The following is a 20,488-nucleotide window of genomic DNA, read 5'->3' on the forward strand; positions in this document are numbered from 1 at the left end:
GCTTCACCGGGTTTGATAAACCGTCTCCTTAACACAGGAGCTATATTAGCAATCTAAATAACGGTCAACAAACGAGAAAAATTTCATTATCAAATTAGAAAAACTTATCCGTTGATAATTTTTTAACGTGATCTATATGCTGTGTTTTTTTGGTAAGCTTTTGAAGTTTAAGATTTTTGATATTGTTTGTTAAATGTTAAGAGTTAAAATAATTTACCCTTAAATCTGTTATTTTGTTTGTTTTATCGGGTATTGGCTGTTTATTTGCTATGTTGGTGTTTTTTCTGGTTCTATATCGCCGCGACCCATCTCCTATCATGTTTTTAAATGTTTTTCAATAGTGTTGGGGTGGGAAGTGTGTCCAAGCGCTCAAAACCCATTATCCACGCGGGGTTTGATTGATTTGAATCAAATTACAATGGTATAAATTAATGGTGAAATTAAAGTTTGTTAATCGCAAGCTGCTGAGAAATAAAGATTTGTTGTTTTTGTTACGACACGCTGCATGTCTGGTGTCACAAAATTGGCGAATTATGTGACGCGAGTCTCGATGGCGGGTTGTTTTATCACTAATGATGTAATTTCGCGACGAAAGATAGAAAATTTAAATTTAGCCGTTTGCGGAGTAAATGCGAAGCAAACACCTTTAAAAATAAAATTCCTAAATAGGCATTTTTCATAGTTGATGGGGATCTAAATATGAAAAGTGACAGTAGCACCTAAGGAGTCACTGATGATCGTAGAAGAGGTTGTAGAGTTATCGCGCTTGCAGTTTGCGTTGACCGCTATGTATCACTTCCTATTTGTACCCTTAACATTAGGTCTAGCCTTCTTGCTTGCCATCATGGAATCGCTTTATGTGATGACAGACAAGCAAATCTACAAGGACATGACTAAGTTCTGGGGTAAGTTGTTTGGTATTAACTTCGCACTTGGTGTCACCACCGGTTTGGCGATGGAATTCCAGTTTGGTACTAACTGGTCATATTATTCTCATTATGTTGGTGACATCTTCGGTGCACCACTGGCGATTGAAGGTCTGATGGCATTCTTCCTAGAGTCTACCTTAGTGGGTATGTTCTTCTTTGGTTGGGATCGCTTCAGTAAACGCCAACATCTAGCGGTAACTTGGTTAGTTGCCCTAGGCTCAAATATGTCAGCGTTGTGGATTCTAGTGGCCAACGGATGGATGCAACATCCAGTCGGTTCGGTATTCAACTATGAAACCATGCGTATGGAAATGACCAGCTTTGCAGAGGTACTGTTTAACCCAGTTGCACAGGTTAAGTTTGTACATACTGTGGCTTCTGGTTATGTTGCTGGTGCCATGTTCGTACTATCGATTAGTGCTTACTATATTTTGAAAAAACGCGATCTACCTTTTGCAAGACGCTCATTTGCAATCGCAGCGAGCTTCGGTATGGCATCGATTTTATCTGTAATTGTACTAGGTGATGAGTCTGGCTATAAAGTGGGTGAAGCGCAACGCGTTAAACTAGCAGCGATTGAAGCTGAATGGCATACAGAACCTGCTCCAGCTGGATTTACTGTGGTTGGCATGCCTAACAGTGAAACGATGCACAACGATTATGCAATCAAGATTCCATATGCAATGGGTATTATTGCCACCCGTTCATTAGATGAAGAAGTTACCGGGATTATTGATTTAATCGACGAGCACGAAGTCCGTATTCGCAACGGTATGGAAGCATACGCCATGTTGACTGAATTACGTGCTGGTAATGAAACACCTGAGCTTCGTGCGGCATTTGAAGAAGCCAAAGTTGACTTAGGTTATGGCCTATTGCTCAAGCGTTATACTGAAAATGTTGTTGATGCAACTGAAGAGCAAATTAAAGCGGCAGCTAAAGATTCGATTCCGTCAGTTGCACCACTATTCTGGTCATTCCGTGTGATGGTTGGTTTAGGTGTGGTGATGTTGTTCGTATTTGCTGCAGCGTTCTGGCAAAGCACACGCCATAAGATTGATGAGAAGCCTTGGGTACTTAAAGCTGCACTTTACAGCTTGCCGCTACCTTGGATTGCCATTGAGTGTGGTTGGTTTGTTGCCGAATATGGTCGTCAACCATGGACCATTTCAGAAGTTCTGCCGACATTCATGTCAGCGTCGAGCTTAACTGTAAGTGACCTTTGGTTCAGTATTATCAGTATTACCTTGTTCTACACAGTGCTACTCGTTATTGAGCTGTTCTTAATGATTAAGTTCGCGAAGCAAGGTCCAAGCTGCTTGAAGACTGGCCGTTATCACTTTGAAAAGCTAGACGCCTAAACAGGAGATCTGATTATGTTTGATTATGAAGTATTAAGATTTATCTGGTGGGCGCTAATTGGCGTGCTCTTTATCGGCTTTGCCGTTACAGATGGCTTTGATATGGGTGTAGGTGCGTTGTTACCGATTATCGGTAAGGACGATACTGAGCGTCGTATCATGATTAACTCTATTGCCCCACACTGGGATGGTAACCAAGTTTGGTTAATCACCGCTGGTGGTGCGTTATTCGCAGCATGGCCAATGGTATACGCAGTATCATTCTCAGGTTTTTATGTTGCAATGATGCTGGTGTTATTTGCGTTGTTCTTGCGTCCTGTTGGTTTTGACTACCGTTCAAAAATCGAAGATCCAAGATGGCGTAAGGCGTGGGACTGGGCACTATTTGTCGGTGGTTTCGTTCCTCCACTTATTATTGGTGTGGCATTTGGTAACTTGCTACAAGGCGTACCATTTAACTTCGATGAGTACCTACGTGCTTATTACCATGGTGGTCTACTTGGTCTGCTTAATCCATTTGGCCTATTAGCTGGTTTGGTTAGCGTATCTATGTTCATCATGCAAGGCGGCGCATGGTTGCAAATGAAGACTGAAGGTGAGCTACGTGAGCGTGCTGCAATGGCGACTAAAGTTGCTGCGGGCTTGTTGTTTGCACTATTTGCAGCAGCTGGTGTATGGCTAGCTAATGGTATTGATGGTTATGTAATCACTTCAGCCATTGATACTGCAGGTGCGTCTAACCCAGCGCTTAAGACCGTTGCTGTTGAATCAGGTGCTTGGCTTGCTAACTATGACAAGTACCCAATCACTATGCTATTCCCAGTGATTGGACTTGCAATGCCGTTATTAGTTTTAGCGAGCAGCCAGTTTAATCGTAGCGGTTTTGCTTTCTTCTTTAGTTCACTGGCAGTAGCAGGTGTGATTCTAACTTGTGGTGCAGCAATGTTCCCATTTGTTATGCCATCTTCGCTAGAGCCAAATGTGAGCTTAACAATGTGGGATGCGACAGCAAGTCATATGACACTTACTGTAATGACTTGGGCTGCTATCATCTTTGTACCGATTGTATTGAGCTATACAATTTGGACTTACTTGAAGATGTTTGGTCGTCTGACTCGTAACTACATTGAAAACAACAAGACGTCACTGTACTAATAAGGAGCCCTTACTATGTGGTATTTTGCTTGGATATTAGGTATTTTGCTGGCGTGCTCATTCGGTATTATTAATGCCCTATGGCTAGAAAATACTGAAAACATGGATCGTGACGCCGACGCTGAAAAGTAAACCGGCCTAGTCCTAAAAGCCCTAGCTAATAGCTGGGGCTTTTTTATTCCTAAAATTTGCCCTTTGGGCGCTTTTTCGGCTGCCTACTTCTTCGTTGAATAACTACCCATTAGAGCCACTATTACTTAAGTGATTCGCCTCGAACTAGTTTGCCAAAAACAGCTCTGAGTAGATCACTTTCTTATGCCGATTGGTATTAACCCTAGTTTCAATCAAGCGTACCAATACCGCTGAAGCAGTGAGTTGTTAAAATGGTTGCCAGCTTGGGTTTAACGCCTGAACGATACTGTTTGACACCCTCATGCTTTCAATGAGCTTTGGTGATTGCAGTTGGTTCTGGTGAGTTGTTGACAGCGTAAACTCGCGGTTAGCTTATGGTTAAATAAAGACAATGAAAAAAGGCCTGAGTGTTAACTCAGGCCTTTTTGATAACGGCGTGATCTGGTCTATTTATGCTTTAAAGACGCTAATTTTCTCTTTTAATTCTTTGGCGAGGTTGGCCAGCTCTAGCGCCGCATCAACCGTTGAGCCTGCACGTTGTTCGCCATCACGGGCAAGTTCGGTGATTTGATGCAGATTACGAGTAATTTCATCGGCAACGGCGCTTTGCTGCTCGGTGGCACTGGCAATGCTGCTCGATGAGATTGCGAGCTCTCCAATACTATGGGTAATGTGGTCAAGCTGCTCACTGGCTTCTTCCCCTTGGGTAGCAGATTCATTACCTAACTGGTGGCTTTGTCCCATTTGGTCAGCAGTCACTTTAATTTGAGATTGCAGTTGGGTGATAGTTTGGCCAATTTCAGAAATAGAGGTTTGCGTCCGTTGTGCTAAGGTTCTTACCTCATCGGCAACAACCGCAAAACCGCGACCCTGCTCGCCAGCACGAGCGGCTTCAATTGCCGCATTCAGAGCAAGTAGGTTAGTTTGCTCAGCGATGGAGTTAATCACTTCTGTGACTTGGCTGATAGCTTCACTTTCTTTGCTGACATTTTCCACGCTTGTGTGGCTATCATTAAGCTGCTGGCTAAGCTTAGCCAGACCTTCTACAACCAATGCAAGCTGCGCATGGCCTTCGCGCGATGCGGTGTCGACCTGTTGGCTCTTATTGGCGCCTTCACTGGCATGGGTGGCGACATCGCGTATCGATGTTGACATCTCCTCAATCGCGGTAGCGATTTGGTCGGTTTGTGCCATAAGAGATTGCGCTTCTTCACCGTTAAGCTTAGCGATTTCTTGGGCTTCACTGGCGCGGTCTTCAAGGGTTGTTACTGACTGGCGCAGGGCCGTAATGAGCTGACGCAATCCTTCAGCCATTTGTGATGTGCTGATGGTAATTTTATCAACTTCATTTTGGCTGTTGCTATCAGGTGTGGCAAATTGCTGTGATAAGTCACCACGTCCTAGCTTATCGAGTTGCTTTTGTAGCACTCTTAATGGTTGCAGGGCTTTAAGCAAAACAAATGACAGCATCAAGGTAATAATGATGATGCCAAATACAGCGACACCGGCGTTGATACTGAGTAGTTTGAGGCTCTCTTCTTTTAATTCTGCGACTTTTGTTTGCCCAATCAATACCCAGTTCCAGCCAGGGATTTTCAAACTATAGGCATACATTTGCTCACCATTATTATTGGTGTATTCCCACGAGCCTTGATCGGTATTTGCTTGGCTTTCAGTCAATCCATTTAACACATTGGCAGTTACTTTAGTGCCAAATTCGAATTGAGGATGGGAAACGATGCTTTGATCGATCGCGCGAACTAACATGAACAAACCGGATTCTTCCAGTTTTAGGGAGTTCATTGATTGACGCAGTTCGACCAAGGATTCGGTGATATCAAAACCTATGTATAAAATACCGATGACATTACCCTGTGGCCCAGTGATTGGGCGGTATACGGTCATGTAATCTTTACCAAATAGGTGGGCGTAGCCTTCATAAACATCACCGCGAATTAACGCGTTGTAGCCAGGGTGCTGTTTGCCTAAGTAAGTCCCTAAAGCGCGTTTGCCATCGGCTTTTTTCAGCGATGTTGAAATACGGATAAAATCATCGCCATCGCGTACAAACACTGTGGCATTGCCGCCTGTGAGGTTAGAGTAGCGGTCAACTTTACTTTTAGATGCGTTTATTTGCTCACGTTCGTGCGCTAATGCAGGGGTGGGTTTTCCGAGAACTTTGACGGTTTTATCAGGTAATCTAAACTGGCCAGGATACATGGCACGTAGCACATCGGCGTTGCGTCGAGCGATGGCAAGTAAGCTACTGTATTGCAGCTCAATCAGATCGGCAGTGCTTTGCATCTGATCTTGCATGGCTGAAATGCCTTTTTCTTCTAGCACCTTAGCAGCAGTATAGTAAGAGATACTGCCTAAGACGCTAAACACTAAAATCGTCAATAACAGTGAGAGCACACCAATTTGCTTGGCAATTGGCCAATTTTTGTAGTTCATCTGCGGTTCTTCCATCACTCGTTTTTATTGTCAGCTCAATGTATATCAAAATGTGATTGAATTAATTGATTTAGGTCTAAGGTAAGGCGACAAAAAACACAGACTATTTAGTTCGTGTTGCGCTTTTGCTGATGATCAAACAGTATTTTTGCGCAGAAAAAGTGGTGTCTTGACAGTGATTATGCTGCCAAGACACCAAAGGGTTGATTAGGCGATATTTGCTTGCTGCAGGTTCTGTTGGCAGCGAGGCTTCATGATGAGCTTGTACATGGTTGGTACCCATACCAAAGAAAGTAGGGTGGTTAATAAGGTACCGCCAGCAATGGCAATTGCAAAAGGTGGCCAAAACCCGCCGCCAGCAATGATCAGCGGTAAAAATCCACCAATGGTTGTTATCGTGGTTGAGCCAATATGGCGACCACAACTACTGACTACATCAACAATCGTCTCAACACTACTTTGTCGAGGGTTTGGTTGATCTTCAAGCTCAGCTAAAATCACAATTGCGGCATTAATGGCTAAGCCCATTAATCCCAGTAAGCCAATAATGACGGTAAAGCCAAAAGGGTAACCAAATAGGTAAACCGCGAGTAGACCAAGGCCTGTAGATTGGAACGCACTGGCGAGAATGATCGCGGTTAATCTAAATGAGTTGAAAGACAGTACGATGGTGGCTAGCAACAGTGTCATGACCAGCACGATATTAGACAGTAAGTTGCCAACGGCTTCGTCACGTTTTGCGCTTTCGCCACCGACTTCGATGTGATATCCAGGCGGTAGTGTGAGGCTATTGAGCTTATCTTGAACATCATCAAGCACGGTTTGTGGTAGCACTCCGGCGGTAATGTATGCTTCAACAGTATTAACCCGTTGTCCGTCTCGACGAGGAATCGCACCTCGACTCACTTCAATATGATTGCTCGCCAATGCCGCTAGCGGTATGCCATTGCCGTTGGCACTGAGTAGGTTAATATCATTGAGTCGAGTTTGTTGTTGGCGGGTCATATCGTCGGTTCTAACTCGAATTGGCAAAGACTCCGTCTGTTCTAAAATACTGCCGCCATTTAGACCCGTAGTCGCCATCTGAATTTGTTTGGCGATGTCGGTGAGCGATAAGCCACTCATTAAACTGGCGTCTTCATTGACTTGAAACCACACTTTTGGCGCACCAGCACTGAGAGTTGAGCGGGTATGAACTACATCGTGTGTCTGCGATAAGATGCGGCGCACTTCATCGCCAATAACTCGCAGTTGCTCGAGGTTTGGACCAAACACGCGCAACTCAACGGGAGCATTAAATGGCGGCCCTTGTTCAAGTTTTCTGACTAATATTTGTGCGCCAGGGTAGTCGTTATCTAACTGAGTTTGCAACTCCGGAATAAGTGCATTAGCGCGGTTAAAATCGGTGACTTTAATCATTCCTTGAGCATAGTTGGCAGCGCCTTGCTGACGTTGCAGTAGGTTGTAATAGAACGAGGGGGCGTTGCCGCCCACAACCCAATCAGCACGTTCCACGCCTGGCTGTTGCCGAATCTGGTCATCGATATCTAGGATAAGTTGTCGTGTGTTTTCAATGCTGGAGTATGGAGGTAGGTGTACCTCGACTTGGAACATGTCACGATCGCTAGGCGGAAAAAACTGCTCTGTCATTTGTCCAGAGGCAATAAAGCCACTGATAGGTAAAATGCCAATGACTAAACCTGATAGCAGCGGGCGGTTAAGTGCAAAGGTTAATGACTGTCGAAATGCGTTGCTAACTATTGGTAGATCGATCCCTTTTTGATACCAGTGCTGGCCTTTACCATTGGAACCAAATCGCCCAGCTAGACCTGCGATAAGGGTATGAGAAATCAGGTAGGAGCCGAGCAGGGCAAACATGACAGAAATCGCGATGCCGCCAACGAACTCTCCTGCTGCACCTGGCATCAACACGATGGGCGAAAAAGCTAACATGGTGGTGATGGTTGAGCCAGCCAGCGGTAGCCAAAAGTGCTTTAATGTATCGGCAACTGCTTGTAATTTACTTAATCCTTGCGTACGTCGCTGGGCAATGGCATCGACAATGATAATGGCATTATCCACCATAATCCCTAAGGCAACCACTAAGCCTGTGACGGACATTTGATGAATTGGCAGGTTGACATATTTCATGCAGGCGAGGGTAAATAGCGCGGTTAACGGCAAGGATATCGAGACTATGACCGCATTACGTAGTCCCAGGGTTAGCATGAGCACTAGCAAAATAATAATGAAACCCATTAATAGGCTGCCAACGAGATCGGTGAGCCGAACTGTGGTGTAGCTTTCTTGGTCAAATAACCACTGTATTTCGATATTGGCAGGGAAACTGGCTTGTAGCTCATTCACCACGGCATCGACTCTCAGTAACCACTTATCTATGCGAGTATTACTGAGCATACGCGCTGAAACCATAACACCGGGATCTCGCTCGATAAGCGCAATACTATTGAGTGGAGTTTTGGGTTGGCGACTAATGGTGGCAACATCAGCTAATCTAACGATTTGTCCACTGTTATCGACTTTTAAAGGCACTTGGCTTACTCGGGTCACAGAGTCGAGTTCACCTGACACTTCAACCAAAGCACGAAAATGGTTATTACTAATTTCTCCTGCAGAGACTTTTGAATCAGCATTGGCAAGAATGCCTGCGACGGCTTCTGGAGATAGGCCAATTTGATTCACACGTTGACCATCGAGTTGTACCAAGATTTCTTCTTCTGGTGCCCCGTAAAGTTTGACAAAATCTGTCCCTGAAACCAAACGAAGTCGGCTTTGTAACTCTTTGGCGTAGCGATTGAGAATATCGGTTCTTACTTCGCCGCCACCTTTCCAAACCAAGCCTAATATGGCGGTGTTGGCATAGCCTAATTGGTCGTCTAAGATACTGTTTCTTGCCTCGACTGGCAGCTGCGCGCGGCCATCACTGACAAGATCTCGTGCCCTGGACCAAACAGAATCTGTATCTGTTATGCTGTCTTTGAGCTCGAGTGTGATCACTGAGATACCGGGGCGAGACGTTGATTGAACTAACTTTAACTCTTCTAACCTTCTTAGCTGGTTTTCAAGTACTTCAGTGACTAAGGCTTCGACACGTTCAGCCGATGCGCCGGGGTATTGGGTAATAACCGAAGCAAACCGATTGGTGATCTCCGGATCTTCCATGCGCGGCAAGCTGCTAATCGCACCTAATCCAGCCACAATTAACAGAGCAATAGCTAGGCTTGCTAGGCGGCCGTTTTCGACTAATGACTTAATCATAGTGACCTCGCCGCCATATCGGTTGTGACATTAACTTTTTGTCCAACAACCAGCTTGTGAAGCCCTTGGCTAACGAAGTGTTCATCGTTTTTAATGGCGCCGACGATGAAAGCTTGTTCATCGCGGGTGTACAATATTTCCACATCGCGGCGCTCTACAATAAACTTGTTGTCATCACTTGGGGTAAGGACATAAAGGTTCCACAGGCCTCTTAGCCCATCTGTTAGTGCCGCTACCGGCACCCAAAAGCCCGTTTGCTGCATCGATTTATTGTATTTAAGGTAAGCCAATTCACCATTAATCACCTTAGCATCCGTTGGTAGGCGTAACCTTAAATCAACGGTACGTGTGACAGGGTTCACTTCGGCGCCAATCCCGGCAATCGTCGCCATATACTGCCTAGAGCCAACAACTAACGGCAAGTTATCGCCACTATTGAGCGTTTGAGCAATATTGACGGTGACACCAACATTTGCTTGTGGGTTGTTATCTTGCACTAAGGTAAATAGCGGCGTTCCCGCAGTAACGACTTCGCCCAAATTGTTGTTTCTTTTTGAAATGGTGCCTGAAAAAGGGGCTGTTAAGGTGGATTTTTCAATGCGAAGCTGATTGGCCTTTAGCGAGGCAGTTAAGCGACTTTTTGCGGCTTTAAGGCTGTTGAGTTGGCCTTTAAGTTCATCCAAGGTTTGCTCTGATGTGTACCCTTGCTCTCTTAGGGCTAAGCTACGATCCAGCGTACTTTGTGCCAGCGCTAAATCAGCGTGGTTTTGGTTGATGCTGGCGTTCAATTCCTGTTTTTCAGCTTCCAGTAATACGGTGTCCAGCTCTGCTAATAGCTGGCCTTTAGCGACTTTATCACCGCTGTCGACTGCGAGCTGTTGGATTTTCCCTGAAAGCTCAAAGCCGACTCCGGTGGTATTACCTGCACGGATAGTTCCAGTAAAAGTTTGGGTAATTTGATAGTGGTCGACTTGATGCAATGCTTGGCTGGCTACCGACTGATAGTTAATTATAGCGATATCGTCAGTTGGCGCCTGCTGACAAGCACTGACTACGGTGAGCAAAGTGAGTGCCACACTTAGTTTGGTTAATTGACTCGCAGCTAAAATAGTCATAGGTCACTCTTCCATTAGTTAACAAAAATCGATATTGCAGCTAAACTAGACTAGCGAGTCTAGATTATTAAAACTGGACTGTCTAGTCTAGTTTTTGTAAAGTTGTTACGAAAAATAAATAATAATGAGTAGAAAGGCGATGACGACAAATAGCCAACCGTTAAGTCGTAGTGAGAAGAAGCGAGCGCAAGTGCTTGAATCTGCAATAGAGTTGTTTTGCGCTCAAGGATTTCCTAATACCAGCATGGATGAAGTTGCTAAACATGCTGGGGTATCAAAACAAACTGTTTATTCACATTTTGGTAGCAAAGACGATCTGTTTATCGCATCGATAACGTCTAAATGCGTGGTCCACAATATGACCGAAGGCGCGTTTGTTGATGTGGAAAACCCTGTACAAGCGTTAGTGGAGTTTGGCATTCATTTTAATCAAATGATTGTTAGTCCTGAGGCGATAACGGTGTTTAGAGCCTGTGTCGCTCAACATGAAACTCACCCAGAGGTTTCAGAGCTGTTTTATGATGCAGGACCTGAAAACTTATTAGGCTTGCTCGCTAACTATTTAGAGCGGCTAGAACAAGGGGGAAGTTTTCAGTTTGATCACTACCGTCACGCCGCAGTGAGGTTATGTTTGATGCTTTACGGTGAAATGCGTTTAAAATTAGAGCTAGGCCTAGATGCTTCTGATCTTGAAGATGAACGTATTGAGTATGTTAAACAAACCGTCAATATGTTCTTGCGTGCCTACCGTATATAAGTAAAACAGCACAAACTGTAACCTAAGTGAATAATCTTTATCAAATTGTCACATAAAGGTGATCGACATTCAGTGCCGTTTCGTAGATGATTTCATAAAAGAATGTTGTTGATGGCAAAGCGCTAAGGCAAACCATCAACTTTAATTAACGCTAATGGAGTTAGCATGAATTTTGCGAAAATTAGTACTGCTGTTGTTGTCACTTCTTTGATGTCAGCTCCAACTTTGGCTGCGGGCAAGCCCTATTCTCCTTTTAGCGTGTCGGTGTCGAGAATATCGACCTTTGAAGCAGATGTGAGCGATCAGGGGCAGAGCATTCAACGTGATACTTGGTTGCTGGGAGCTAAAACGGCGATACCCATTAATCGCCAGTGGTCCATTGGGATTAGTGTTAATTATGACAAACTCAATTTTGATTGGGCTCAAGATAATCAGATGTTGTTTGCCAATAACATTCAGCCTTGGGGCGACGTAGACCGTTACGGTGCAGGTGTGTCACTGGTGTATAGACCCAATGAGCAGTGGATGTTCATGTTAGCGCCTAAATTGCAATATGCTTACGCTGATGGTGCATCATCATCCAATGCTCAAAGTTATGGTATTGTCGGGTCAGGTATGTACCGTTTTGGTAATGGCAATATGCTCGGCTTGGGTGTGGCTTATCTTAACGATATCTCTGAAGTGAGAACGGTGCCGTATTTGGCGGTGAACTGGCAAATCAGTGATAAGTTAAAATTGAGTAACCCATTTAGTGCCGGCTTTAGTGGCCCGGCTGGTTTGGAATTGAGTTACCAGTTTAGCGACAGCTTAGATATGGGGTTTGGTGCTTCTAAGCGCACGCAACGCTTTTTGGTGGCAGATGATGAGCAAACCATTGAAATTGATGAATGGGTGAGTTTCTTGCGTGCGGGTTGGTCAGTGACAGATTCTTTAATGTTAAACGGTTATGCTGGTTATTACTTTAATAGTGAAATGGAGCTAAATAGCCCTGAAACCGTTGAAGAGATAGACAATCAAGCGGCGTTAGCATTAGCGCTTGAATATAAGTTTTAATATGGTCAAGCCAAATAAAAAGCCCCAGTTTTAATACTGGGGCTTTTTTGTTTTACCAATCGGCATAAGAAAGTGGTCTACTCAGAGCTATTTTTGGCAAACGAGTTCGAGACGAATAGCTTAAGTAATAGTGGTTCTATTGAGAAGTTACTCAACGAAGAAGTAGGCAGCCAAAAAAGCTCTCGAAGGGCGAATTTTAGCGCTTCTGATACTGTGTAAACGAACTTGAACGTAGAGTCACTATGCCCTTCATTCGTTGCAAGCCACATGGTCTTGACTGTTCCAGACAGTCATAAGACATTTCCTCCATCCCTGGAGGTCAGATGTGGTGAATGTCATTAATGCACGACTATAGGGATATAGGAGGTAGAGTAACGCAGGAGCAGTTACCGAGGAGCATTTAATGACCTTGTCTCAAAAGCGCTAAACGCTCGCTGAGCGATCACATCTTTAAGCCGATTGGTATTATTGATTCAGCATCGCTTTCTTTAAGCTTTTTTGAGCTGGTTGGTCACCTAACCAGATCTTAAGTAACGCTTGGCGAAATGCTTCCCCTTTAACTGTGTCCTGCAATTTGCCATTTTTATAAGCTGTGACGCCAAGATCCTTAGTTGCCACTAAAGTAAATTGGTCGCCTTGCTTAATTTCATCGGCAAATAGTGCCATGAAAGTGGTGATTTGTTGCTTTATCGCATCGGTGTTGCCATCAGTGGCATCATCAAATCCTTCATTGATCGCATCTTGCATTTTATCACTGGTGATCATGCCTGAAGTGATATTAAGCCTAACGGCGACTTCTGGTTGCGACAGTATTTCATCAAGTTGCTGGCTTGGTGAAGATACATATAAGCTACCTACGTATAAGTCGATGAAAAACTTGCTGCGCACACCCGCACCGTTTAGCACTAACTCGCTATGTTCTGGTTGGATTTTTTCAGCAAGTTCAATACCTGCGACATTGGCTGCATGGGTTTGGCTAGTTAACAAACCGGCTATCAATAATGCTGCTGTAGAGAGGGACTTCATAAAACCTCTTTTTATTTATTGGGGAAAGTTAACCGCGGGTGCCTATCTGATACTGGCCAGATTGATGGAACAGGGCGGCTTGTTTCTTTTTAGCTGAAATCAGCAACGGGCCATCATCAAAAAATAAGAAGCACTTCCAGTTGCGTGAAAATACAGCCCAAGTTGTTTCGATAACTTGATATTTTTCATAGCAAAAGTAGATGGCTGTATCATCTGGCCAATCGAAGTGAGAAGCTAGCATGTCCGGCATAGCCGGATCTTCACTATCCCAAGCACTTTGCCAATGATCTGTTTCGATCCATGCACTCGCTTTTGCAGCCCAATCCCCTTTGGTAAATTGCTCAGTACGACTACTACGGTTACTGATCCACTTATTCCAGACTTCCATGGAAGACTTTTGATCGAGTGGTTTTATTGCTGTTTTGTCTGGTTCAGATACAGGCAGGTCTTTATGGTTGAAAATCCATTTACGCTTGTATTGTTCAAGGGGAATATAGGTGTGTGCCACAACGCCTCAAAAGTTAGTAATGATTGACTGGCGCATTATAACCTCAGGCGCTTACAGATTGCGAGACTTGCCACCGTAGCGATAAAAGTGAAAGTGCTGCCACTTTCACCTTTAATTGGCTCAATGAGCTGCTATCTGTTGTAAATAGTTTTGTGCTGCGTGGTTGTCTGGGTCAATGTCGAGCACCTGTAAGAAACAAGACTTGGCGCCGTCTATTTGGCCGACTTCGGCTAAAAATATCCCCAGTTTTAAGGTAACCGGAATATCTTCGGGGTATTTATCCAAATAGTCTAAATAAACGTTTAGGGCCTCTTGGGGTTTATCTCTGAGTTGCAGTATGTGGGCAAACTGTGGGGCGTACTCATCATTTAGTTTAGAAATGTTAGCTAGTGTTAATTCGCTTAATTCAAGGTTATGAGTCCTTAGAGATAGACTCAAGATAATCTTGTATTCAGTTTCTGTTTTAAGATTATCATCAAGTTTTATTAATTCATCAATCGCCATATCATAATTTTCCTTTAGCATATGATAATGACATGTTGCTAATTTCATCATTCTTTTTGCATAATTATCTTTTAAGCTAAGTTCTTTCAGGTTTTCTGCCAAGTTCTTTAGACCAGTTGAATTTTGTTTTTTAAATAGTTCTAGGATTTTTATATGAGTCCGATGCAAAGACTTATGGTTGTTTTTAATTGAAAAATAAGAATGCTCTGTAGAAGTAAGTTGCTCTTGATATTTATTAACTAAAAGCCGCAGCTGTTGCCGTTCATCGTTCCCTAGTGATGCTAGCGTTTGCGTACTAGTATTTTGGCTAAACACAATTGCCCTTCCTGGTTCATTGTCTTTTTCCCAGTGTTTAGTGAGCTTCAGAATGTTGGGGTTAGGATTAAGCTCCTCTAATCTAATGGATATTTTATCTTGAGCTTGTTCAATTAAAGGTGCTAATTCTTTTGTTAACTTTTTAAATGCGTAATAGTAATCGTGCGTCATTTGGTTCATATGTTCTATTGACCAATTACTTTCATCACGTGTGGTTAAGAATTTTGAGAACTCGAAATATCCATAATATTTAATAACTTGCGCCATTTCTCGGTGTTTTGAATTTATCTTTTTTTCTATCCTTTCTATTTTTTCTACATATTTATGATGTTTGCTTAGGTTATTAAAGTTATCCTTAGCAGTTCTGTTTGTCTTCAATGCAGAGTCGGCAAAAGCTTCAATTTTTTTAATGTCTTTAAGTGCCTGACCAAGCGTTATTTTTTTTGATTTTAAAAAATCTAGAGCAGTGATACGTAGCTCTTTAACCATTAACATTAAATCTTTGGGGGTACACTCTGCCGGTACTATTGTTATGTCATGTTTCTTTCGGTATGCAATTCCGGGAATTTTTATAGCGTCTTTTGAAAGGTTAATTACATCAACGTTTGGATGGTTTTCTACTTCTTGTTCAAGCGATTTCGCTGCGAATAACAGTTGGGCTACTGTTTCTGCTGTCTCGCCGCAGTTCGTTTCAACCCATTCGCCTAATAAGCTAAGATTTGGCCCAGATTTAGACTCAACGCTGCCAGCTGCATGTGTCATTCCTGAACTTGTGTAGCAAAAATCCGCACCCGTTAGCAATATTTGTTTAAAGCCAAGTTCTATTGCTAACCTAACGGCTGAATTTGTGACAGTTGGACCAATAGTTTCTATATTGTCAAAATCCTCTTCAACCCAAGGAAGGTTTTGTCCGAGATAAAGGCTCTTTCCTTGCCATTGTGACAGTATGCGATGGTTCACATGAAAAGAATTGACGAATAAACTTTGCATATATAACCGCATCATAGAGCGGCTTACTTCAAAGCTATGTTCTTGAGGGTCGACAGATACAATTATATGAACCTTAATCCCTTCATCGGACAGTTTTGCAGCTACTCTAGAAACAGCGATGATAAATAATTGATCATAATTGCTTTTCATCCATTCTATATCATTATCTAGCGACGGTCCGCCTCCTGCAATGATGCAGGTTTTTCCATCGAACTTGTTACGTAACACTGAGGCTGGCTGTTGGTTCTCTGCGCAATTTTTTAATTGTTGCTTAAAGAATATTTTCTGATTGAATCCACTTTTTTGATCAAGAGTTCGATGTTCAAGCAACTTAGATACGTCAGTATTCAACTGAGTGTAACTTTCTAAGTACGGCGCTAGCGACGCGAATGAGTTGTGTATGCTTACCTGATTCTTAACTAAGTACAAGTCATCGATACCACTTTCTAAATGCAGAATAAATTCGTCAAGTGTCAATACATGAAATGAGTTTTTTACTTCATTAGGTATCTCTACTGTTAGGAGTTCCAGAATTGGGTCTAGCTCTATGAATAGATACTTGCTGCCGGCTCCTATTTGATTATCCAAAACGTAATTTGCTAATAACCCTGAATCCAACCCTATGATTATGTGTAAGGTATCTGTTTTGAATAGTTCCGAACCAAACTTTCCTTTATAAAGTGTTTTAGAATCAATTTTTTCAAATGTATTACGGTTAATACTAGGTAAGTAATATTCATTGTTTCTACTCACGCAGAAGTGATGTTGTATTGGTGATTTAACGTCTTCCATCGTGACTTCTTGCCTCTAAGGTTATTTCACAAAGTATTTTACATTTTTGATAAGCAAAAAGTGGGCCAGCATAGAATGCTTGTAGCTATTGACTAGTATCTGGTTTGCTACTTTTCATTGTACTGCAAGAGTAACTCTACCTAACTAGTTAATTGCCGTCAAAATTCAACCGTCAAAATAATGACTTTTAGTATCTATGGACTCATTTTTGAAACGTATAAGGCTTGTTTACCAATTTGTATCTGACTGTTTGAAATGAGCGAGTGTAGAGTTGTTAGCTCACTAATTAACTGAAAAATTGAAGTTAGTAGCTAGTTGTAGTGTTTTTGGTAATCATAGCTTTAAATTTTGTCTAAAGACTATTAAGGTTTGTAAGTTAAAGGGTATGATTCTTGCTGTGAATGAGAAGTGACTACTTTCGACGTCAGTAAAAGCTGACTTTGAGCACTTGGGAGAAATATGTTTGATAATCAATCTATTCTAATTACGGGCGGTACCGGCTCTTTTGGACAAAAGTACACAAAAACCATTTTAGAGCGATATAAGCCAAAACGATTGATCATTTTGTCACGTGATGAGCTAAAGCAGTATGAAATGCAACAGATTTATAATGCACCTTGCATGCGTTACTTTTTAGGGGATGTAAGAGATGCTGACAGGATGATGCAAGCCTTTAAAGATGTAGATTATGTTATTCATGCGGCGGCAATAAAACAAGTTCCAGCAGCAGAGTACAATCCAATGGAGTGTATAAAAACTAATATTCATGGAGCTGAAAATGTCATCAAGGCAGCAATCGCAAATAAAGTAAAAAAGGTTATCGCGCTGTCAACGGATAAGGCTGCTAATCCGATAAATCTATATGGTGCCACCAAGCTAGCTTCCGATAAACTTTTTGTCGCTGGCAATAATATTGTCGGGGAGGGTGAGACACGTTTTGCAGCGGTAAGATACGGTAACGTTGTTGGTTCAAGAGGGTCTGTTGTTCCGTTTTTCAAATCTATCATAGCTAGTGGGGCGGATTCGTTACCGATCACTCACCCCGATATGACTCGCTTCTGGATCACATTACAAGACGGTGTTGACTTTGTTCTAAAGAATTTTTCTAGAATGAAAGGAGGAGAAATTTTTGTTCCTAAGATCCCGTCTGTCAGAATTTCAGATTTAGCCAGGGCTTATGGCCCTAATCTAAAGCATGAAATCATTGGTATTCGTCCGGGAGAGAAACTTCATGAAATCATGTGTCCTGCAGATGATTCTCATCACACACTAGAGTTTAAAGATCATTTCGTTATCACGCCAAGTATAGCCTTTTTTGGAATCGAGAATGATTATTCTGAAAACTTACTTGGAGAGAAAGGTGTGTTGGTTCATCAAGGTTTCGAATATAACTCAGGTAATAACCCGAACTTTTTGAGTGAAGTACAAATAAAGTCTCTTGACCGTGATTAGTAAGTTTCGAGCACAAAGATAAATTCAATGTGAATTATATTAGATAGCTCATATTGAATCAGTATAAAGCTATACAATGAGCCAGTATAGGTAATGTCCAATTGGAAACCTTAAAGGGTACTATATTTTGATTAAAGATGTCACTATCGCAGGGCGTACTATTTCTCCTAGTTCTCCCCCATTTATCATTGCAGAACTTTCAGGGAATCATAATCAAGATTTTAAATTAGCAAAGGAAATGATTAAGCAAGCTAGTTTAGCAGGTGTTGACGCGATAAAGTTGCAGTCCTACACACCTGAAAGTATGACTTTGGATTGTGAAAAAGATGGTTTTGTCATCGAAGAAGAAGATAGCCTTTGGAAGGGGAAAAGTTTATTTGCTCTTTATGGGGAAGCTGCGACACCTTATGAGTGGCATAAGGAACTTTTTAACTATGCTAATTCCTTGGGACTAGTAGCATTTAGTTCTCCTTTTGACAAACTTGCTGTCGATATGTTGGAAGAGCTTAATGTACCTTGTTATAAAATTGCTTCATTCGAAAATAATGATTTACCGTTGATCGAGTATATTGCGAAGAAAGGCAAGCCAGTTATTTTATCTACGGGAATGGCTACATTAGCCGAAATTGACGAAGCAGTAAGATGCATTTTAGCTCAAGATAACGATCAGATAATTTTACTTAAATGTACTAGCACGTACCCTGCATCTGCATCTAATACAAACTTAATCACTATCCCACATATGAGGCAAAGCTTTGGTGTTCAGGTTGGGTTGTCCGATCATACATTAGGAATTGGCGCAAGCATTGCTAGTGTTGCTTTGGGTGCAAGTGTGATTGAAAAGCATTTTGTTTTAGATCGTTCAGCTGGTGGTGTTGATGCTTGTTTTTCACTTGAACCAGATGAATTTACTGCATTAGTTCGTGAATGTAGAACTGCTAAATCCGCTCTTGGCAATATTTGCTATGGTGGGACAGAGTCTGAAGTTGCTTCCAAAAGGTATAGGCGTTCTATTTATGTGAGTGCCAATATTAAGCAGGGTGAGTTATTTACTGTCGATAATATTAAGGTTGTAAGACCCGGATTAGGTATGAAACCAAAGTATTTGGAAAAAGTGTTAGGAAGAACAGCGAAATTTGATATTGAAAAAGGAACACCGTTGAGTTGGGAGTATTTGGCATAAATGAACTTATGGATAAGGACCGAGTGCAACAATACAGTTGGTTATGGTCACATAGTTCGAATGCTGTCTCTAGCGGAGGTTGCGATAGGTCGTGGATGGCAAGTGACTGTGTTTACCTCCTCGCTACCTTCAATAACATTCCCTGATGGTGTTATGCATGCCTGCGTTATCACTGACACAGATTTGATTCCACTAGCTGAAGAAGATAAACCCAGCTGGCTTTTAATTGACGGTTATCAATTTACAACAGCCCAATGTAAATTATTTGAAAAATTAAGTGTAAGGCTTGCTCATATTGACGATTTAGGCCTTCCCTATGAGTTTACTAGTAAATTACTTATAAGCCCTGTAGGCGAGAGCTTGAGAGCTAAATACTCTAAGTTGTTTCCAGAAGCCAAACTGTTGATTGGTTTGAAGTATGTCCTGCTACGGCCGGGGTTTCAGGTTCAACCTTCTTCCTATGAAAGTCGTAAAAGGGTTTTGGTTACTTATGGTGGAAGTGATATCGCAGCACTGAGCAGTAAAACTATTTCTGTTTTAAATCAGCATGGTTTTTGTAATATTGACTTAGTTTTGACTGCAATGATGAATTTAGAAGGTAATATTGACGCTGCTAAGGGGCTGAAAGTTCATTACGACCTCAGTGATAGTCAAATGGCTGATTTGATGTCCAATTGTTCATTTGCTATTACTGCCGCAGGCTCAACGATGTTCGAACTAGCCGCCATGGGTGTACCTTCTATATATGTAATAGTTGCAGATAATCAAATTAGCGGTGCTAAGAAAATGGTTGATTTAGGGTGCGGTACTAGTTTTATGCTATCTGGTGAAAGATTTGAGAGTCAATTAGGTTTTCACCTTTCACACTTTGTAAATAAAGACTTATTGTTAATGCATGAGGTATGCGTTAACTCGGTTGATTGTGTTGGTGTCAATCGAGTGCTTGATGCGATGGAGGCATTAAATGAAGCCTTTTGAGTCTGCTGGAATTAGTTTAAGAGAAGTTGAAAGTGGCGATCTTGAGTTACTTCGTCAATGGCGAAATGATCCCGCTATTAGGAATCATATGTGTGACACTACTCTAATTGATGAGTCGCAACAAGCTCGATGGTTTCAAAATATAAAGATGCAGAATGCAGATGTCCATTTTGTAGCAGAATATCGGAATAGCCCTATTGGCTACATTAACCTCAAAGCTAGGCCTGAAGGGGAGTATGAATCTGGTCTTTATGTTGGAAATGAAAAGTACAGAGGGAGCTTTTTGAGCTTCTTTATAGCAATTGCACAATTGGATTATGCTTTCAGCGTATTAAAAGCCAAAGGGGTTTTTGCCCAAGTGAAAAAAACTAATACTGCAGCTTTAAGGTTTAATTTTAAATTGGGATATCAGGAAAGTGATTCATATCAAGATTATATAAATATGAGATTAACACCAAGTAGCTATAAACAACAAAGAAAAATTCTTACAGGATTTATTAGGTAG

The 20,488-nt window shown here is 42.1% G+C and carries 15 protein-coding genes; 9 read left to right on the forward strand and 6 right to left on the reverse strand.

Annotated features, from left to right (window positions below; genetic code table 11):
• Positions 1-733 precede the first annotated feature (733 nt).
• From ACHUFW_RS03515 to cydX, 3 genes are read left to right on the forward strand one after another with little or no spacing between them, the layout of a single operon-like run.
• A complete protein-coding gene (locus ACHUFW_RS03515) occupies positions 734-2,290 on the forward strand; it encodes a cytochrome ubiquinol oxidase subunit I (protein WP_394200636.1) in 1,557 nt (518 codons plus the stop codon).
• 15 nt (positions 2,291-2,305) lie between these two features.
• A complete protein-coding gene (cydB, locus tag ACHUFW_RS03520; RefSeq protein WP_394200637.1) occupies positions 2,306-3,445 on the forward strand; it encodes a cytochrome d ubiquinol oxidase subunit II in 1,140 nt (379 codons plus the stop codon).
• A 15-nt stretch (positions 3,446-3,460) separates the two neighbouring features.
• On the forward strand, positions 3,461-3,577 hold the full coding sequence (gene cydX, locus ACHUFW_RS03525) for a cytochrome bd-I oxidase subunit CydX (RefSeq protein ID WP_394200638.1): 117 nt from the start codon (positions 3,461-3,463) through the stop codon (positions 3,575-3,577).
• 450 nt (positions 3,578-4,027) lie between these two features.
• Here cydX and ACHUFW_RS03530 read toward each other — a convergent pair whose 3' ends face one another.
• From ACHUFW_RS03530 to ACHUFW_RS03540, 3 genes are all read right to left on the reverse strand, one after another.
• On the reverse strand, positions 4,028-6,031 hold the full coding sequence (locus ACHUFW_RS03530; protein ID WP_394200639.1) for a methyl-accepting chemotaxis protein: 2,004 nt from the start codon (positions 6,029-6,031) through the stop codon (positions 4,028-4,030).
• Between the two features lie 207 nt (positions 6,032-6,238).
• On the reverse strand, positions 6,239-9,310 hold the full coding sequence (locus ACHUFW_RS03535) for an efflux RND transporter permease subunit (protein WP_394200640.1): 3,072 nt from the start codon (positions 9,308-9,310) through the stop codon (positions 6,239-6,241).
• Positions 9,307-10,425, reverse strand: coding sequence for an efflux RND transporter periplasmic adaptor subunit (locus ACHUFW_RS03540; protein ID WP_394200642.1), 1,119 nt, complete (start codon positions 10,423-10,425; stop codon positions 9,307-9,309). Before ACHUFW_RS03540 ends, ACHUFW_RS03535 begins: the two co-directional genes overlap by 4 nt.
• A 139-nt stretch (positions 10,426-10,564) precedes the next feature.
• Here ACHUFW_RS03540 and ACHUFW_RS03545 point away from each other — a divergent pair, with 139 nt between their 5' ends.
• A complete protein-coding gene (locus ACHUFW_RS03545) occupies positions 10,565-11,182 on the forward strand; it encodes a TetR/AcrR family transcriptional regulator (protein WP_394200644.1) in 618 nt (205 codons plus the stop codon).
• 165 nt (positions 11,183-11,347) lie between these two features.
• On the forward strand, positions 11,348-12,235 hold the full coding sequence (locus tag ACHUFW_RS03550; protein WP_394200646.1) for a DUF6268 family outer membrane beta-barrel protein: 888 nt from the start codon (positions 11,348-11,350) through the stop codon (positions 12,233-12,235).
• A gap of 465 nt (positions 12,236-12,700) precedes the next feature.
• On the opposite strand, the gene ACHUFW_RS03555 is transcribed toward ACHUFW_RS03550, so the two are convergent.
• The 3 genes from ACHUFW_RS03555 to ACHUFW_RS03565 all read right to left on the reverse strand — a co-directional run bounded on the left by ACHUFW_RS03555 (position 12,701) and on the right by ACHUFW_RS03565 (position 16,370).
• Complete coding sequence (locus ACHUFW_RS03555; protein ID WP_394200648.1) at positions 12,701-13,261, reverse strand: chalcone isomerase family protein; 561 nt, start codon at positions 13,259-13,261, stop codon at positions 12,701-12,703.
• A 28-nt stretch (positions 13,262-13,289) separates the two neighbouring features.
• Positions 13,290-13,769: a DUF2947 domain-containing protein gene (locus ACHUFW_RS03560; RefSeq protein ID WP_394200650.1), complete on the reverse strand. Its 480-nt coding sequence runs from the start codon at positions 13,767-13,769 to the stop codon at positions 13,290-13,292.
• A gap of 120 nt (positions 13,770-13,889) precedes the next feature.
• Complete coding sequence (locus ACHUFW_RS03565; RefSeq protein WP_394200652.1) at positions 13,890-16,370, reverse strand: motility associated factor glycosyltransferase family protein; 2,481 nt, start codon at positions 16,368-16,370, stop codon at positions 13,890-13,892.
• 459 nt (positions 16,371-16,829) lie between these two features.
• Between ACHUFW_RS03565 and pseB the strand changes: the two genes are divergently transcribed.
• The 4 genes from pseB (at position 16,830) to ACHUFW_RS03585 (ending at position 20,488) form a co-directional block, all read left to right on the forward strand.
• Positions 16,830-17,822 (forward strand): UDP-N-acetylglucosamine 4,6-dehydratase (inverting), encoded by a 993-nt coding sequence (gene pseB, locus ACHUFW_RS03570; protein ID WP_394200654.1) that lies wholly within the window; start codon positions 16,830-16,832, stop codon positions 17,820-17,822.
• Between the two features lie 130 nt (positions 17,823-17,952).
• Complete coding sequence (gene pseI / locus ACHUFW_RS03575) at positions 17,953-19,005, forward strand: pseudaminic acid synthase (RefSeq protein WP_394201124.1); 1,053 nt, start codon at positions 17,953-17,955, stop codon at positions 19,003-19,005.
• Between the two features lie 102 nt (positions 19,006-19,107).
• Complete coding sequence (locus ACHUFW_RS03580) at positions 19,108-19,983, forward strand: glycosyltransferase (protein WP_394200655.1); 876 nt, start codon at positions 19,108-19,110, stop codon at positions 19,981-19,983.
• The gene (locus tag ACHUFW_RS03585) at positions 19,970-20,488 is read left to right on the forward strand and encodes a GNAT family N-acetyltransferase (protein WP_394200657.1); all 519 of its coding nucleotides are present in this window, start codon (positions 19,970-19,972) and stop codon (positions 20,486-20,488) included. Before ACHUFW_RS03580 ends, ACHUFW_RS03585 begins: the two co-directional genes overlap by 14 nt.

The organism is Shewanella waksmanii (assembly GCF_043643685.1).
GTDB classification, from domain to species: domain Bacteria; phylum Pseudomonadota; class Gammaproteobacteria; order Enterobacterales; family Shewanellaceae; genus Shewanella; species Shewanella waksmanii_A.